This window comes from Scatolibacter rhodanostii, assembly GCF_900197595.1.
Lineage (GTDB): Bacteria > Bacillota > Clostridia > Oscillospirales > Acutalibacteraceae > Scatolibacter > Scatolibacter rhodanostii.
In genome coordinates this window covers 300,650-315,134 of sequence record NZ_FZLO01000001.1, presented here as the reverse complement: position 1 = coordinate 315,134, position 14,485 = coordinate 300,650, and the positions used below count along the sequence as shown (strand labels likewise).

Below are 14,485 nucleotides of genomic sequence, written 5' to 3'. Positions count from 1 at the left end.
AGGAAAATTATGATGAAAAATAGCGATAATATGAAAGCTCTTTTTGTTATTATAAATGCTGGGCATGCTGATGAAGTCGTAGATTTACTGCGTGAGGCTGGTGCCCGTGGCGCAACCATTTTGAATTCTCGTGGAGAAGGTCTGCATCATGAATCTTTTATGGGAATAACTATGGATTCGGAAAAAGAAATGCTTGTCTGCGTGGCAGAAAAGTCTATTGCACAAGCGGCAATGAAGCTATTAAAAGAAAGAATGAGCATGCAGTCGCCCATTCATAGCATTTGTTTCACCATGCCCGTTGACTCTGTCGTGGGCATTAATATTCCTTTTCCAGATGAAAAAGTTGAATAAAGTATAAAATCAGATTACTAAAAGAGGTATAATTCATGGATGGCAAAGAACAAGAACAAAAACATAAAAGGCGTGTTCGTTATCAAGGAACACACCCTAAGAATTTCAAAGAAAAATACAAGGAGCTTAATCCGGAAAAACACGCCGATACTATTGCCAAAATTTTAGAAAAAGGAAAAACTCCCGCTGGCATGCATATTCCCATCTGCGTGCAAGAGATACTAGACTTTTTGCAAATTAAGCCGGGACAAATTGGTTTAGATGCGACTTTGGGTTACGGTGGTCACACATCAGCGATGCTCAAATGTTTAGAACAGGAAGGTCATCTCTATGCACTTGACGTAGACCCCATTGAATCAAAAAAGACAAAAGAACGTTTAAAAAATTTGGGATATGATTCTGATATTTTAACCATTTATAATTTGAACTTTTGCAAAATAGATAAACTTGGCAAGCAAGGCATCTTGTTCGATTTCGTCTTGGCTGACTTGGGCGTTTCTTCTATGCAAATTGATAACCCCGACCGAGGTTTCTCTTTTAAAAAAGAAGGTCCACTTGACTTGCGCTTGAATCCTGAAAAGGGAATTACAGCAGCAGAGCTTCTGCAAACGATTAGCAAAAAAGAATTAGAGGCTTTGCTAATCGAAAATTCAGATGAACCTTATGCCGCTGAAATTGCAAGAACAATTGTATCTCAAAGAAAGCGTGGCAAAACGATTTCTACCACCACTGAGCTTCGCCAAATTGTCGGAGAAGCTCTTGTAATTGTGCCCTTGTCACAACGCAAAGAAGCTGTTAAAAAATCTTGCCAAAGGACTTTTCAAGCTCTGCGAATTGAAGTGAATCATGAATTTGATGTCTTAACAGAATTTTTAGAAAAACTCCCCCACTTGCTTAACAAAGGCGGTCGAGTTGCTATTCTAACTTTCCATTCTGGAGAAGACAGGCTCGTCAAACAATCTTTTAAAGACTTGCTGCGTGAGGGCGTCTATTCTGAGGTTGCCAGAAGAGTTATCCGGCCATCTATAGAAGAATGTAACCGAAACAGTCGTGCTAGTTCTGCAAAGTTGAGGTGGGCTATCAAAAGCTCAGGTGAATTAAATGAGTGAAACCATCTATTTTGCCGGAGGATGTCTCTGGGGTGTGCAAGCCTTTATTAAAACGCTACAAGGTGTTATTCATACAGAAGCAGGACGTGCAAACGGTCTTTCAAATACGCTAGAATATAAATATGATGGTTATGCAGAATGCGTAAAAACTGAATTTGACCCCGCAGTCGTAACTGTTTTTCAGCTCATGGATTATTTCTTTGAAATTATAGACCCATATAGTCTAAATAAACAAGGCAATGATGTAGGAGAAAAATACCGCACAGGTGTTTATAGTAAACTCCCTCACCATTTGGACGATGCTAAAAATTATATTGCGCAAAGAACAGATAGCCATAAAATTGTTGTAGAAGTTCTGCCTCTTACTAATTACGTAAAAAGTGCGGACGAGCATCAAGATCGACTAGACAGGTTTCCTAATGACTATTGCCATATTCCGAAGCATTTACTACACAAGTACCGCTGACCAATTTTTTATCTTTGTTATTCTCTAAATAAAACATATTGCGGCTCTTTTATTGGAAGAAATACCTGTAAAACACAGCGTTTTCTATACAAAAAAAGGGCCGTAACTTTTATGTTACGACCCAATTTATGTGTTCTCTTACTGAAGTTAATTCTTACTCTCTTATTTTAACTATCTCATTAATCCATAACACGAATTGTGTGATACGCTTCATGTACAGCATCAATAATTTTACGAGAGGCAATGGCATCTCCAACAACTGTCAGTGAGTTTACTTTGTCTTCTAGTTGGCTTGCCAGTGTGTTTTCAGGGCGATAACCAGCTGCAATAATAATTGTATCACAGAGGATTTCCTTATCTTCACCATTTTGCTTGTAAAGAACACGGTCAGGCAAGATTTCGTAGACGGCAGAAGAAGTGCATATGTTAATTTCACGTTCTTTCAGCATATCACGCAGAGACAAATCATTGTTTTTGCTATGCACAACAGTTTTTAAAATGTCATCCAGCATTTCAATAATGGTAACTTCAGAGGCTGTTTCTTTCATGAACGCTGCCGTTTCACAGCCCACTAATCCGCCGCCAATTACAACCACGCGGTCTCCACATTTTTGCTTTCCTGTTAAGAAACTATCCGCAGTATGCGCATTCTCTATTCCCTTAATAGGCGGAACAATGCTATTTGAGCCTGTTGCCAAAACCACTTTATCATAATTTCCTGCTATAATTTCATCAGCAGTAGCTTGCTTCATAAAACGCACGGTTACATTGTATTTGCGAACTTGTTTCTCTAAATATTCAATCAGTTTCAAAACGTCATGTTTGAAGGTAGGATTGCCAGCTGCATGCAGATTGCCGCCTAACTTATCTGTTTTTTCCCACAATTCTACATCAAAACCACGTTTGGCTGCCGTAATAGCTGCTTCCATACCGCCAGGGCCTCCGCCGATAACCAATACAGAACGTTTCTCTTCAGCCGGAGTGAGTTGATAATCCTTTTCAGCGTAGCAAAGCGGATTTACTGCACAATAATAATGTTTACCACTAAAACCGCCCAACAGACATTCATTACAACCAATACAAGGAATAATATCATCTAAAGCGCCTTGCTTCACTTTTTTTGCCCAATGAGGATCAGCCAGCATTTGGTGTCCTAATCCGATAAAATCTGCTTTCTCATCGGCTAATGCTTGCTCGGCAATGTAAGGGTCTGTCAACTTACCTTGACCGATTACTGGAATAGAAACAGCTTTTTTCACAGCAGCTGCAATATCAATTTGGTGGGCAGGTTTTTCATAAACAGTAGAAATAGCTTTATACCATACTTCATAGCAGCCAACATCTACGTGCAGGGCATCGACCTTTGCTTTTTCAAAGATTTTTGCCATTTCAATACCTTCGTCTAATTCATGCCCGCCTTCAATGCCGTGATAAGCGGTATATTTCATGATAACAGGGAAAGTATCGCCGCAATATTTGCGAACAGACTCAATGCACTCTAAAGAAAAACGAAGTCTATTCTCTAAAGAACCACCGTACTCGTCTGTTCTCTGATTCCAAATAGAAGAGTGGAACTGATCCATCAAGTAGCCACCATAGCCATGCATTTCTACTGCATCTGCGCCAGCCGCTTTTGCAAGACTTGCAGAATAGCCCATACGGTCAACTAAATAATGAATATCTTCTTTGGTAAGAGCACGGCACTTTAAGTTTGGAAACCAAAAAGAATGAGCATGGTCACTGGCTGAATAAGGCGCATTGTAAGGATCAGTGTAAACCATTCTTCCAAGTCCAGGGGTAAGCTGTACGCAAACCTTTGCTCCACGATGATGACAACGCTCAATTAATACAGCCAGCTTTTCTACATGGTGAAAGTTAGAAAGCTCATTTTCAGGACGTTCTTCAAATTTTGTAGAAACAATATTAGCACCGGTGATAATTAGCCCAGTTTCACCTTTGGCACGCTCCTCAAAATAATTGATGGCATTATAACTATAGCTGCCGTCGGCCTCCGGTTTTGTGCCCATCGGCGCCATAACAACTCTATTTTTAAGCTGCATCGTGCCGATATTTCCTCTTTCAAATAATTTCATTTTCCTGCCTCCCAATTGAATATTCCTTATAATAATATGTTAATAATATAACGATTATTACTTGAGTAAAGTTTATCATAACTAAAGTAAAGTGTCAATTCTTTATTTAATGGTTTACAAAACTTGACTTTTTTATTCATTAAGCTTTATACTCATAGATAAGATTATAAGGAGTTTATTGCATGGATAAATTGTCAACTAGAGAACGAATTATCTCCGCAGCGTACAGTCTTTTTAAACAAAAGGGCTATGATGCCGTATCTATACAAGAAATATGCCAAATATGTAATTTAACAAAGACAGCTTTTTACTATCACTTCCCTTCTAAAGAAAGTTTGCTTATCCACTTTTATGATGGTGTAATTGAAAAAATCAGCAAAAAAAGTGTGGAATTCATTAAAGCAAAGAACTATTGGGAGCAAATTGTCTTGTGTTTTGAAGAGCTCTCTCAAGCCAGCATTGAATTAGGGGTCGATTTAACCAGTCATCTCTATATTATGAACCTTAGGCAAGATAAAAATACTTTTGATTTCAATCCTGTATTAACTGAAATCTGTGTAGCATTAATTGAACAAGCGCAAGCTACCTGCCAAGTGCGCAGCACCAAAAATGCCACAGAATTATATCAAGCAGCCGCTTTTATGTTTACCGGTTACGAAGTCATGTGGTGTATTAAACAAGGAAACTTTAACCGCAAAAAGCTGATACGGCAATCTCTTGAAACCATTTTAGATGTTGCTCCTGCATTCTGCCTTTCACAGAGAATTTCATCAAATGAGGTTTTTAATTTCAGTGACAGCGAAAGAGAATCAGATTAAACAAGATTTTAGGTCTTTGTGTCAAGTTTAGATACGCAAATTAACGAGATATCCATCTGGTATCTCGCTTTCTTGTTTTAATACTATAAAATCGGCAAAGGTAGACGAATCTATGATAAAGAAGTTTTCCCGTATCTATATCGAAATTACAAATATATGTAATTTATCGTGCAGTTTTTGCATTGGCAATGTGCGTACGCCACGGTTTGTGACTGTTGACGAGTTCTCTTATATTATTCAGCAAGCAAAGCCTTATACCAACCATATTTATTTGCATGTATTAGGTGAACCTTTGCTGCATCCCCAATTGAAAGAGCTGCTAGCGGTAGCACATCACTTTGATATGCAGGTAAACATAACTACAAATGGTACCTTGCTGGCAAAAACACAGGAAATACTTCTAAACGCACCCGCCTTGCGAAAAATCAGTATATCTTTGCACAGCATGGAGCCTAACAGCCCTTATCAAAAAGAGGAATATCTGGCGGGCGTCGCTTCATTTGTTACTCAAGCCGCTACTAAAGGCATCTTTTGTGATTTAAGACTGTGGAATTTAGGGGCAGATGACGTGGATAACGAGGCTATTTTCATTTCTCTGTGCCGTCTCTTAGGCTTGGATTATACTGCACAAGAAACGGCACGACTGAAGATAAACGAAAGTGGCAACACCACGTTAATGCCAAGGATTTTCCTTGGAAAAGCTGCTCGTTTTACATGGCCAAGCATGGCTGAACCTCGCACAGAGCAACCCATATTTTGTCACGGATTGCGCAGCCAAGTCGCCGTACTGAGTGATGGCACTATCGTGCCTTGCTGTTTGGATAGCCAAGGAGATATTGCACTTGGCAATATTTTTCAGCTGCCACTTACTCAAATTCTGTCAAGTGAACGCGCACAAGCACTTTATAATGGGTTTTCTGCGCGCCAACCAAGCGAAGAGCTTTGCCGTCGCTGTGGCTATGCAACCCGTTTCTAAACGAACAGGTTGGTAGGACAGCGGGGATGACAAACTCTAGGTAAACAGAAACTAAATTTTAGTCCAAAAACATAGTTATAACCGCTAGATTATTTTTCTTGCAGGTGATATAATTTTACATAAATTAGCTTAAAGATAGGAACCAGTCTTTAAGCATGTCAATTCAAAAATAGTTGATACAAAAAATCACAGAACGTTGATTCACCGTTGACTTTGTAGCAGTTGCTTGCGCTTTCTGGTTTCAATACAACATAATAAGCTTACGCTGTGTGGCTTATGTCGTATAAAATATTAGATTACTTGTAGGAGGATTAAAATGAGCAAATTCGAAGATGCAATGAACATCATGTCCGAACGGTTCAATAATAAAGATAATCTTATTGCGGTAGCAACAACAGACGGTGAACGCTTATATAACCGTATGGTAGATGCTTACTATGAAAACGGTTCCTTTTACATCAGCACCAATGCACTATCAAGTAAAATGACACAAATCCATTTTGATTCCCACGTTGCAATTTGTGCTGTTGATTGGTTTAGCGGACACGGCGACGGTCGAAATCTCGGCTGGGTATTAGACCCGAAAAACGCTGAGATTCGCTCAAAATTGCACAAAACTTTCGAGTGGTATGACGACGCAAACTGCGAACAAGACCCAAACTGCTGTATACTTGAGATTCGCCTCACCGACGGTATGCTGATAAAGGACCACCACGCAATACGCTATCAAATTGATTTCACAAACCAATCGGCCCTATTGAGTGAGTTCTGGGGAGCTTTTATTTAAAACCGCTTTATGATCCGCTCTCTAGGCCATGACAGTATAATCGAATAGGAGTTTTATGAAAACTAGAACATTAAAAAAATCATGTATACTGCCATCAACCCAAGAAAACATCTTCAACAAACTGCAATCAATAAAAACATTACAATACATAGCTTTTCCCTACGCCACATTTAGTCCAGTAGATGTACCTGATAATCTAGAATGGAAAGCCGGACAAGTTTTTACTTTTCAATTAAAAATGATGGGGCTTGTTCCCTTTGGTTTACATGAAATTAGAGTCAGTTTATTTGATGAAAATTCATATGAGATTTACACGAATGAGAACAACCCCCATGTGCCGATATGGAATCATCGTATCTCTTTAGAGGCTATAGCGGATAATCTCGTTCGATATACGGATGAAGTGGAAATTAATGCCGGGTGGAAGACAATTTTTGTCTATTTATGGGCGAAATGCTTTTATGCACACAGACAACGAAAGTGGAAAAAACTACTAAACCGATAGGCAATTTTTTCTCTTGTTATATTTATTATTCTATTAAAGGAACTTATAATGGAAATTTTATTTACAGATGGCAGTGATAAACGTTTTGCCGATTTATGCAACGAATTAGATGATTATTTGAATCTCCTGGCTGGTGAAAAAAATCTGAGAGAAAAATATAATCAATACAACACCTTAAAAAATATTTATGATGTCGTTTTGGTTCTTGAAGATGGCAAAGCAGTTGCCTGCGGCAGTTTTAAAGAATATGCGCCCGGTGTTGCAGAAATCAAACGGGTATTCACAAAAGAACCTTTTCGCAATCGCGGCTATAGCAAAACCATCTTATCTGCTCTTGAAAAAAGAGCGCTTGATAAAGGGTATAAAAAACTGATATTGGAAACTGGCATCTTATTAAAAGATGCTCACAACCTGTATCTTTCTTTCGGGTTTCATATTATAGAAAACTACCCTCCCTACACTGATATGCTAGAATCTATTTGCATGGAAAAGAATTTGCCTTTTTAATGAATTAGTCCTTCTTCTATCTTCTTCCTTTAGTTATGATTTATTAATTGATATTATGAAAGAGAGAGAACTTATGAAAAACTATACGCAGGTCTATGTAAAAAACAGTTTTGAAGCAGCCCAACTATATTGCAAAGCCTTTGGAGCAGAAATAACATTTGAAATCAAGAATGACACAGAAACAGCTTATGAGCACTGCGAATTATCTGTAAACGGTGAAGGCTTTTTGGCATTGTCTGAAGCCTCAAATCCTTGCGACATAACCTTCGTCCACAAAATGAAGTGGGAAACGATGACTTTTAATGTCTTTGAGATGGGAAGCGAAAAAGCTGTCGATAACGCCTTTAATGTCTTGTGTGTAGGCGGTATTGTTATTAACCCCATTCAAGAGCTCCCATGGAATAAATATTGTGCAACTGTTATCGATAAATTTGGTGTGTGTTGGTGGATAGCGATTTAATAGCCTATAAGCCCCATTAATTTGTAAATTATGGAGGGATTAGAATGTTAGATATTACATTTGAAAAGGCAACAGTTGATGATGTGAAAACCATTATTGGTGTTAAAAATGCCAGTTTCTATGAGGACTATATCAAACACGGAGAAAGCCGTGGGTATAATAATCCTATAGAAGGCATCACAAGAACAGTTCAAAATAATATTGTTTATAAGATACAGTCACACGGAAATATGATTGGCTATATCAGTGTTACTCAAAAAAGCGATAGTGACTTTTATCTGAATTGTTTATGCGTTGTCCCTGCATATGAAAATCAAGGTATTGGGCAAATGGCCATGACTTTTTTAGAAAAGCAATTTTCGCAAGCAAAACACTGGTCGTTAGAAGCATTGGCTGATAAAAAACGAAATATCTATTTTTACCAAAAACATGGTTATCAAATAACAAAAGAATACATGGATGGCAACGTGAAAATTGTATTGTTTGAAAAATGGAGCAACATTCCTGTATGAGCAAGCTGCTATGTTCCATGAAGATAAACGATCTCTCTCGTTATAAAAAAGATGTGCTTAACTTTTTAATATAGGAGGCAACTATATATGGAACGTTTTTATAAGATGGTGGAGGCATCAAACAAGAGATTCCCTGAAGGGGTCGAACCATATCAAATGGCAACTCGGTTACTAGAAGAATGTGGCGAGGTAGCGGCAGAAATTAATCTTTGGGAAGACTCGGGTATAAAACGCAAAAAACATGGAGAGCCAAAAAAAGAGAACATAGCAAATGAAATCAGACAAGCCATTGTAGAATTGTTTAAAATAGCAAAATATTATGGTGTAGAGAAAGAACCGGAACAATCTATTGAAACCTCAATAAATATTTCTCGAGAAGAAGGTCTGATTGATTAACACCTATTTCTAACAAGTAAAATTTATTTGAATTTGGGCATTTCATTGCCTTGCGCCTAACAAGCCAAGCATAAATTTTTGCTGATAATAAAGCCATCTTGTCATCAGCATCCTTATGACTATCGCAAGAAATACATCGACAAAAAATACTTTTGATAAAATATCCCCGGGGGTAAATTTTGAAACAAGATAATAAAAGTTTTTGGAATCGCTATGCAAAAATATATGATTTTGAGATAAACAAGTTTAATCATTCGGCTTACGCAGAAATGTACCGGATGATGTCAAAAACACTTACGGCTGACATGAATGTTCTTGAAATTGCAACAGGCACCGGCTTAATTGCCGTTAATATCGCTGATTCTGTTCAATCAATTACTGCTACCGATTTTTCGCCTAAGATGATAGAGACTGCAAAGAAAAAAAGATCACCTGCCAACGTGCATTTTTCAGTAGAAGACGCAACTGCTCTTTCCTTTCCAGATCAGACTTTTGACGCTGTTATTATCTCGAATGCTCTCCACATCATGCCAGACCCCGCGTTGGTACTAAAAAATATTCGACGAGTGCTAAAACCAAACGGCATACTAATAGCACCTACTTTCTCACACGGTCACTTGAAGGCTTCGACATGGAGTCTTAATACCTTTTTGCTAAAGTTAATTGGGTTTGAAACGTATTCTAAGTGGCAACCGGAAGAGTATCTTGACTTTATCCATCAAAATGGTTTCTCCGTGCAAAATTGGAAAATCCTCAAAGCTGCTTTTCCCCTTGTTTATTTAGAAGCAAAAATACAGTAAATCGTGACAGCAAGCAAATATTCGAATTGTGGTTTTGTTTGGTCTCTCTGTACCAAAGACAAATGAAAATTGCAGCATATACTGATTTAGAAATCTTAAACTTTTCCCTAGTGCTTATGTGTACTACCTTTGAATTTGACAGTATCTTTTACGCTTAGCTCATCAATTTTTATCCGGAGGCCATCTCATGCCACATACATACCTTACCGCAAATGTCTATTGTCGTCGTCTATTCGGCCACAAGGTCTATAAGTTAGCCCTCTCCGCCTCCACTGACTGCCCCAATCGCGATGGAACAGTTGGCGTAGGCGGTTGTGTGTTCTGTTCGACAGGTGGCTCTGGAGATTTTGCTGCGTCATCTGCCTTTTCTGTCTCTCGACAGATTAACGATGCCAAACGGATACTCGGTGCTAAAGGCGAAGGTCTCCCCTATATTGCATATTTTCAGAGTTATACCGGCACCTACGGTGACCTCGCACGTCTTGAGCAAATCTACACCGAAGCTGTGGAACACCCTGACATCGTTGGGTTATCGATTGCCACCAGGCCAGACTGCCTTGGAAAAGACGAGTTGGCAATGCTAGGTCGCCTAGCAAAAAAGAAGCCCCTCTGGGTAGAACTGGGTTTGCAGACATCAAACAAGGATACAGCCGCATACATAAACCGCTGTTATCCCCTCTCAGTTTATGAAAAGGCAATGACAGACTTGAAAGCGCTGAATGTTCACCGAATTACCCATATCATTCTAGGGCTACCAAACGAAAATCGAGCAGATATGCTGGCAACTGTTAAATATGTCGGACAGTTTACAGATGGAATCAAGCTCCAGCTGCTTCATGTTCTTGAGGGAACCGCATTGGCGGATAGCTACCGCCAGGGTGAGTTCCAAACATTAGAACCAGCTGAATATTACGAATTAGTTGCCGATGCTTTAGAACTGCTACCAGAAAACGTGGTTATCCATCGTCTCACCGGTGATGGTGCCAAACGAGATTTGATTGCACCAAAATGGAGTGGTGATAAAAAACGTGTGCTTGCCGATTTGAATCGCATGCTACGCGCAAGAGAAATCCAACCGGCCACCGAATGACGTGAATTATAAAACGTTTTATCAGACAATTAATCTTTCTTAACAAATGTTGGTAGACTGCACGCTAAACTCATAAAAATATTTTTATTCTCAACTCGACTATAAGCCAAGTGTCTTTTTACTTTCACCAAATTTGTTAGATATAAAGAATAATATTGCAGATGAATTATAGCTTAGTGGAGGCAGATGAATGACTATTAAAATACGCAAGTTGACGCCAGCCCTTGCAGAAGATTATGTACATTTTTTTGACACCACACCACACGATGATACTGTGGATGAGCATAAATGTTATTGTGTGTGCTGGTGTAACGATGATTGGGAAGGAAAAGATTTTTCAACAGCAGCAAGTAGAAGAAAATACGCCTTACAGTATGTTAAAAACAATAACATTCAAGGCTATCTTGCTTATAGCGGTGATACGATTATTGGATGGTGCAATACCAATACAAAATCAGATTGTTTGAAATGTGCTAGTTGGCAGAGATTTATGGATTACGTGCCCTTAGAGGAATCTGACACCGAGGTAAAGGTAAAATCTATATTCTGTTTCGTCATTGCGCCGGAAATGAAAAGAAAAGGTATTGCCACGTTGTTAGTAGAGCGTGTTTGTAAGGATGCAATCCAAGATGGATTCGACTTTGTAGAAGCATACCCGTACAAAGAATCAAGCTATCAATCCTCCGATTTTGGTGGTCATTATGATATGTATAAAAAAATCGGCTTTTATATTTCTTCCGAGAGTGAAAAAGGGCTTGTTATGAGAAAGCCGTTAAAGTAGTGCTGTTCAAAATGCTTGCAAAAGCAAAACTGGCTAATGTCATTTAACTTTATACTGTGTTTAAAATATACTCAGTTTATAACAAACATCCTGTAAAAAACGAAGGGAGAGCAAAAAATGAAAACCTATGAAAAGGCAAGAGCATTTATCTATCGCAATGCCAGACCACTTGATTTAGCAAGGTGGCAATATCACTTTGAAAACGGCAGCCAAAAAGCGGTTTTGGCTGCTCTATCGTATTATCAAAATGAAGACGGCGGCTTTGGTTATGCGTTAGAAGCAGATTCCTGGAATCCAAATTCTGCGCCAATTCAAACTTGGGCGGCAACTGAAATTCTACAGGAGATAAACTTCACAAAAAGCGATCACCCTATTATTCAAGGTATATTGCAGTATCTTACCAGTGGACAAGATTTTAATGGGCATTTTTGGTACAATACAGTAGAAAGTAACAACCATTATCCTCATGCCCCGTGGTGGCACACCGAAAGCATCAGCACCAGCCATAACAACTACAACCCTACCGCCTGCTTAGCGGGCTTTATATTACGCTTTGCCGACAAAGACAGCGAATTATATGAACTTGGGATACGTATTGCTAAAGAAGCCTTTCATACCTATTTATCACAAGATTTATTTGGTGATATGCACACAGCAGGTTGCTATATTCGCTTGCTGCAATATCTTGAAGAAACAAACATTACTACTGTAATTGATTTAGAAGCTTTGCGTGAACGTTTAAACATGCAAGTCCAACACAATATCACCGCCAACACTGATGAATGGGCCAGTGGTTATATCTGTAAGCCCTCACAATTTTTCAATGACTGTGATAGTTTTTTCTATCCTCACAACAAAGTGATGGCAGATTTCGAATGCGACTTTATCATTCAAAAACAACTCGATGATGGCTCTTGGAATATTCCTTGGAGTTGGGATAATTATCCAGAAGAATGGGCAATCAGTAAGAACTGGTGGAAAAGTAACGGAGTGATATTGAATATGCTTTTCCTTAAAGGTATGCGTAAGTTATAGTAGCATTGGTTTGTTTAGTTTGTAATAGTTGCGATAAACAATTGAATGGCAGCCATAATTAGATCATCTTATTTATATAATCAGAAAACAAATATATCGCTATGGAGGCATCGGACAATGGTTATCAAGAAGATAGATTGTAATTTTTCTGTATGTCAATTAAAAGATATATCCGCAGTAGACATGAATAATAGTGAATTTTTCTTTCTCGGAAAGACAGATGAGGAGTTATCTCTGGTGTGTTCTACAGCGAGTGTACCCACTAGTGTAATTAAAAGAGAAGATGGTTGGAAGGCTTTTAGAATCGAGGGCACATTGGATTTCTCGCTTATCGGTATATTATCAAAGATTGCAAGTCTATTAGCGGATAATAATATCAGTATTTTTGCCATTTCAACGTTTAATACTGATTATGTCCTAACAAGGACAGACAATTATGCAAGGGCATTGGATTTGCTTGAAAGAGCAGGGTATCAAATTATATAGCAACATCTAATGAGGATAAATATCAACCTCTTCTAATGTTAATATTACACATTAAAACTAAATAGCTGTAAAAAGAAGTGGGGTTTTAATCTCTGCTTCTTTTCTTTTGAGAACTGACGTGAATCGGTTCTCTTTTTTATACCTATTTCTAATACGGAGGGAAAGAAAAATAGCCTATTACAATAGCCTTTCAGCTTTACTATCTTATTCTCCACGAACAGCTACCTTGTTAAGATTCTTGATGAAAAAGTAAACAATCACACGCACTCTAGCTTTTTGAGAATCTCCGAACTCTTAGAATTGCTTGATAATAACAATATTGCTTTCTTATCAGCCTATACCTTATCCTTTATTAATAATGAATCTTTGCAGCAGGCTATTTATAAAGCTGTAAAGATTTATGGTTTCAAGCTTGATATGAAAAAGGCCAATCAACTAAGACAGGAATTTGAATCAGGTAATTTAACTGAAAGTATGGTTGACCTCATTTTATCCGGCAATTTAGAAAAGAAAGAATCAAAGCCTAAAACGATTAAGATAAAACCTGAGCTTACTCAGAAATACTTTTCTGACAAAAGTAAGACAGAAATTGATGATATTATCGAACAAGCTCTAGTCTTATATTTTGGAGGCAAAGAATGAAAATTAGAAATGTCAAGATTTGTTTGAGTGAAGATATTGATTCTCCTATAAAGGCCACTGCGGATATTTATATCAAAGACGGTTTTAGGGTTCGTAATATGAGGATAATAGAGAATCTCGACCATACTCTCGGTCTTGAATTTGAGTCACCTATTATTAAACATACAACCTTTGAGCCTTGGACTCCCGAAGCCAAAAGAATGATTGAAAGAATTGTGATTGGTGCTTATTGGAAGAAAGTCCATACCCCACATAATGCGATTGAATCTGACCATGAAGCATGCTATAATACTGATACGGAATGAGGAGCTGATTATTTTGTTGACTAAAGAAGATTTACAATTATTGCAGGATATGATGAAAACAGTAGTGTTAGAATCAGAGGAAAGAACTAAAAACGAATTAACTGCCGCAATTCAAGAATCAGAAGAACGAACAAAACGAGAGCTTAAAGCTTACATTGAAAATACTTCTGAAAAGAATATAAAAATTATTTCTGAAGGTCATATGGACATTCGCAGAGATATGAAAGAATTACATAAGCTTGATCAAGAAGTTTCTGATTTGAAAGACCGTGTCTTTGCTTTAGAATTGAAAGCTAAGCAAGGTTAATATTTGAATTTATTTATACTCCTCTGTTTTTTGCAGGGGAGTCTTTTATATTAATAGGT

Annotated in this window: 20 protein-coding genes; 19 read left to right on the top strand and 1 reads right to left on the bottom strand. The window is 38.0% G+C overall.

What is annotated here, in order from left to right:
- The first annotated feature begins 9 nt into the window (after positions 1-9).
- Genes CS931_RS01490 through CS931_RS01480 form a run of 3 tightly spaced genes read left to right on the top strand, consistent with a single transcriptional unit; the run spans position 10 to position 1,926 of the window.
- Positions 10-351, top strand: a complete 342-nt coding sequence (locus CS931_RS01490) for a P-II family nitrogen regulator (protein ID WP_099203988.1) — start codon at positions 10-12, stop codon at positions 349-351.
- 35 nt (positions 352-386) lie between these two features.
- The gene (gene rsmH / locus CS931_RS01485) at positions 387-1,460 is read left to right on the top strand and encodes a 16S rRNA (cytosine(1402)-N(4))-methyltransferase RsmH (protein ID WP_099203987.1); all 1,074 of its coding nucleotides are present in this window, start codon (positions 387-389) and stop codon (positions 1,458-1,460) included.
- Positions 1,453-1,926 (top strand): peptide-methionine (S)-S-oxide reductase, encoded by a 474-nt coding sequence (locus tag CS931_RS01480; protein ID WP_099203986.1) that lies wholly within the window; start codon positions 1,453-1,455, stop codon positions 1,924-1,926. The genes rsmH and CS931_RS01480 overlap by 8 nt, the downstream gene beginning before the upstream one ends.
- A 179-nt stretch (positions 1,927-2,105) precedes the next feature.
- On the opposite strand, the gene CS931_RS01475 is transcribed toward CS931_RS01480, so the two are convergent.
- Positions 2,106-4,019: an NAD(P)/FAD-dependent oxidoreductase gene (locus CS931_RS01475; RefSeq protein ID WP_099203985.1), complete on the bottom strand. Its 1,914-nt coding sequence runs from the start codon at positions 4,017-4,019 to the stop codon at positions 2,106-2,108.
- 182 nt (positions 4,020-4,201) lie between these two features.
- Here CS931_RS01475 and CS931_RS01470 point away from each other — a divergent pair, with 182 nt between their 5' ends.
- The 16 genes from CS931_RS01470 (at position 4,202) to CS931_RS01395 (ending at position 14,426) form a co-directional block, all read left to right on the top strand.
- Positions 4,202-4,837 (top strand): TetR/AcrR family transcriptional regulator, encoded by a 636-nt coding sequence (locus CS931_RS01470; RefSeq protein ID WP_099203984.1) that lies wholly within the window; start codon positions 4,202-4,204, stop codon positions 4,835-4,837.
- A 112-nt stretch (positions 4,838-4,949) separates the two neighbouring features.
- On the top strand, positions 4,950-5,813 hold the full coding sequence (locus tag CS931_RS01465) for a radical SAM/SPASM domain-containing protein (protein WP_099203983.1): 864 nt from the start codon (positions 4,950-4,952) through the stop codon (positions 5,811-5,813).
- A 316-nt stretch (positions 5,814-6,129) separates the two neighbouring features.
- Positions 6,130-6,600 carry a pyridoxamine 5'-phosphate oxidase family protein gene (locus CS931_RS01460; protein ID WP_099203982.1) on the top strand — a complete coding sequence of 157 codons (471 nt, stop codon included), beginning with the start codon at positions 6,130-6,132 and terminating at the stop codon, positions 6,598-6,600.
- A gap of 55 nt (positions 6,601-6,655) precedes the next feature.
- Positions 6,656-7,105, top strand: coding sequence for a hypothetical protein (locus tag CS931_RS01455; RefSeq protein WP_099203981.1), 450 nt, complete (start codon positions 6,656-6,658; stop codon positions 7,103-7,105).
- 48 nt (positions 7,106-7,153) lie between these two features.
- Positions 7,154-7,612: a GNAT family N-acetyltransferase gene (locus CS931_RS01450; RefSeq protein ID WP_099203980.1), complete on the top strand. Its 459-nt coding sequence runs from the start codon at positions 7,154-7,156 to the stop codon at positions 7,610-7,612.
- Positions 7,613-7,685: 73 nt separating this feature from the next.
- On the top strand, positions 7,686-8,072 hold the full coding sequence (locus CS931_RS01445; RefSeq protein WP_099203979.1) for a VOC family protein: 387 nt from the start codon (positions 7,686-7,688) through the stop codon (positions 8,070-8,072).
- A 44-nt stretch (positions 8,073-8,116) separates the two neighbouring features.
- A complete protein-coding gene (locus CS931_RS01440; protein WP_099203978.1) occupies positions 8,117-8,584 on the top strand; it encodes a GNAT family N-acetyltransferase in 468 nt (155 codons plus the stop codon).
- Between the two features lie 87 nt (positions 8,585-8,671).
- Positions 8,672-8,980, top strand: coding sequence for a hypothetical protein (locus CS931_RS01435; RefSeq protein WP_099203977.1), 309 nt, complete (start codon positions 8,672-8,674; stop codon positions 8,978-8,980).
- A 179-nt stretch (positions 8,981-9,159) separates the two neighbouring features.
- A complete protein-coding gene (locus CS931_RS01430; protein WP_242964868.1) occupies positions 9,160-9,780 on the top strand; it encodes a class I SAM-dependent methyltransferase in 621 nt (206 codons plus the stop codon).
- Between the two features lie 187 nt (positions 9,781-9,967).
- A complete protein-coding gene (mnmL, locus tag CS931_RS01425) occupies positions 9,968-10,870 on the top strand; it encodes a tRNA modification radical SAM protein MnmL/YtqA (protein WP_099203976.1) in 903 nt (300 codons plus the stop codon).
- A gap of 190 nt (positions 10,871-11,060) precedes the next feature.
- The gene (locus CS931_RS01420) at positions 11,061-11,651 is read left to right on the top strand and encodes a GNAT family N-acetyltransferase (RefSeq protein WP_099203975.1); all 591 of its coding nucleotides are present in this window, start codon (positions 11,061-11,063) and stop codon (positions 11,649-11,651) included.
- A 117-nt stretch (positions 11,652-11,768) separates the two neighbouring features.
- Positions 11,769-12,686: a hypothetical protein gene (locus CS931_RS01415; protein ID WP_099203974.1), complete on the top strand. Its 918-nt coding sequence runs from the start codon at positions 11,769-11,771 to the stop codon at positions 12,684-12,686.
- Between the two features lie 117 nt (positions 12,687-12,803).
- Positions 12,804-13,172 carry an ACT domain-containing protein gene (locus tag CS931_RS01410; protein ID WP_099203973.1) on the top strand — a complete coding sequence of 123 codons (369 nt, stop codon included), beginning with the start codon at positions 12,804-12,806 and terminating at the stop codon, positions 13,170-13,172.
- A gap of 300 nt (positions 13,173-13,472) precedes the next feature.
- Positions 13,473-13,814, top strand: a complete 342-nt coding sequence (locus CS931_RS01405) for a hypothetical protein (protein ID WP_143826217.1) — start codon at positions 13,473-13,475, stop codon at positions 13,812-13,814.
- Complete coding sequence (locus CS931_RS01400; RefSeq protein ID WP_099203971.1) at positions 13,811-14,119, top strand: hypothetical protein; 309 nt, start codon at positions 13,811-13,813, stop codon at positions 14,117-14,119. The genes CS931_RS01405 and CS931_RS01400 overlap by 4 nt, the downstream gene beginning before the upstream one ends.
- A 13-nt stretch (positions 14,120-14,132) precedes the next feature.
- Positions 14,133-14,426 (top strand): hypothetical protein, encoded by a 294-nt coding sequence (locus CS931_RS01395; RefSeq protein ID WP_099203970.1) that lies wholly within the window; start codon positions 14,133-14,135, stop codon positions 14,424-14,426.
- Positions 14,427-14,485: the final 59 nt, after the last annotated feature.

Excerpts from the sequence above, each read along its gene's own strand:
- CS931_RS01490 (WP_099203988.1), top strand. The coding sequence starts at position 10 with ATGATGAAAAATAGCGATAATATGAAAGCTCTTTTTGTTATTATAAAT.
- rsmH (WP_099203987.1), top strand. The coding sequence starts at position 387 with ATGGATGGCAAAGAACAAGAACAAAAACATAAAAGGCGTGTTCGTTAT.
- CS931_RS01480 (WP_099203986.1), top strand. The coding sequence starts at position 1,453 with ATGAGTGAAACCATCTATTTTGCCGGAGGATGTCTCTGGGGTGTGCAA.
- CS931_RS01475 (WP_099203985.1), bottom strand. The coding sequence starts at position 4,019 with ATGAAATTATTTGAAAGAGGAAATATCGGCACGATGCAGCTTAAAAAT.
- CS931_RS01470 (WP_099203984.1), top strand. The coding sequence starts at position 4,202 with ATGGATAAATTGTCAACTAGAGAACGAATTATCTCCGCAGCGTACAGT.
- CS931_RS01465 (WP_099203983.1), top strand. The coding sequence starts at position 4,950 with ATGATAAAGAAGTTTTCCCGTATCTATATCGAAATTACAAATATATGT.
- CS931_RS01460 (WP_099203982.1), top strand. The coding sequence starts at position 6,130 with ATGAGCAAATTCGAAGATGCAATGAACATCATGTCCGAACGGTTCAAT.
- CS931_RS01455 (WP_099203981.1), top strand. The coding sequence starts at position 6,656 with ATGAAAACTAGAACATTAAAAAAATCATGTATACTGCCATCAACCCAA.
- CS931_RS01450 (WP_099203980.1), top strand. The coding sequence starts at position 7,154 with ATGGAAATTTTATTTACAGATGGCAGTGATAAACGTTTTGCCGATTTA.
- CS931_RS01445 (WP_099203979.1), top strand. The coding sequence starts at position 7,686 with ATGAAAAACTATACGCAGGTCTATGTAAAAAACAGTTTTGAAGCAGCC.
- CS931_RS01440 (WP_099203978.1), top strand. The coding sequence starts at position 8,117 with ATGTTAGATATTACATTTGAAAAGGCAACAGTTGATGATGTGAAAACC.
- CS931_RS01435 (WP_099203977.1), top strand. The coding sequence starts at position 8,672 with ATGGAACGTTTTTATAAGATGGTGGAGGCATCAAACAAGAGATTCCCT.
- mnmL (WP_099203976.1), top strand. The coding sequence starts at position 9,968 with ATGCCACATACATACCTTACCGCAAATGTCTATTGTCGTCGTCTATTC.
- CS931_RS01420 (WP_099203975.1), top strand. The coding sequence starts at position 11,061 with ATGACTATTAAAATACGCAAGTTGACGCCAGCCCTTGCAGAAGATTAT.
- CS931_RS01415 (WP_099203974.1), top strand. The coding sequence starts at position 11,769 with ATGAAAACCTATGAAAAGGCAAGAGCATTTATCTATCGCAATGCCAGA.
- CS931_RS01410 (WP_099203973.1), top strand. The coding sequence starts at position 12,804 with ATGGTTATCAAGAAGATAGATTGTAATTTTTCTGTATGTCAATTAAAA.
- CS931_RS01400 (WP_099203971.1), top strand. The coding sequence starts at position 13,811 with ATGAAAATTAGAAATGTCAAGATTTGTTTGAGTGAAGATATTGATTCT.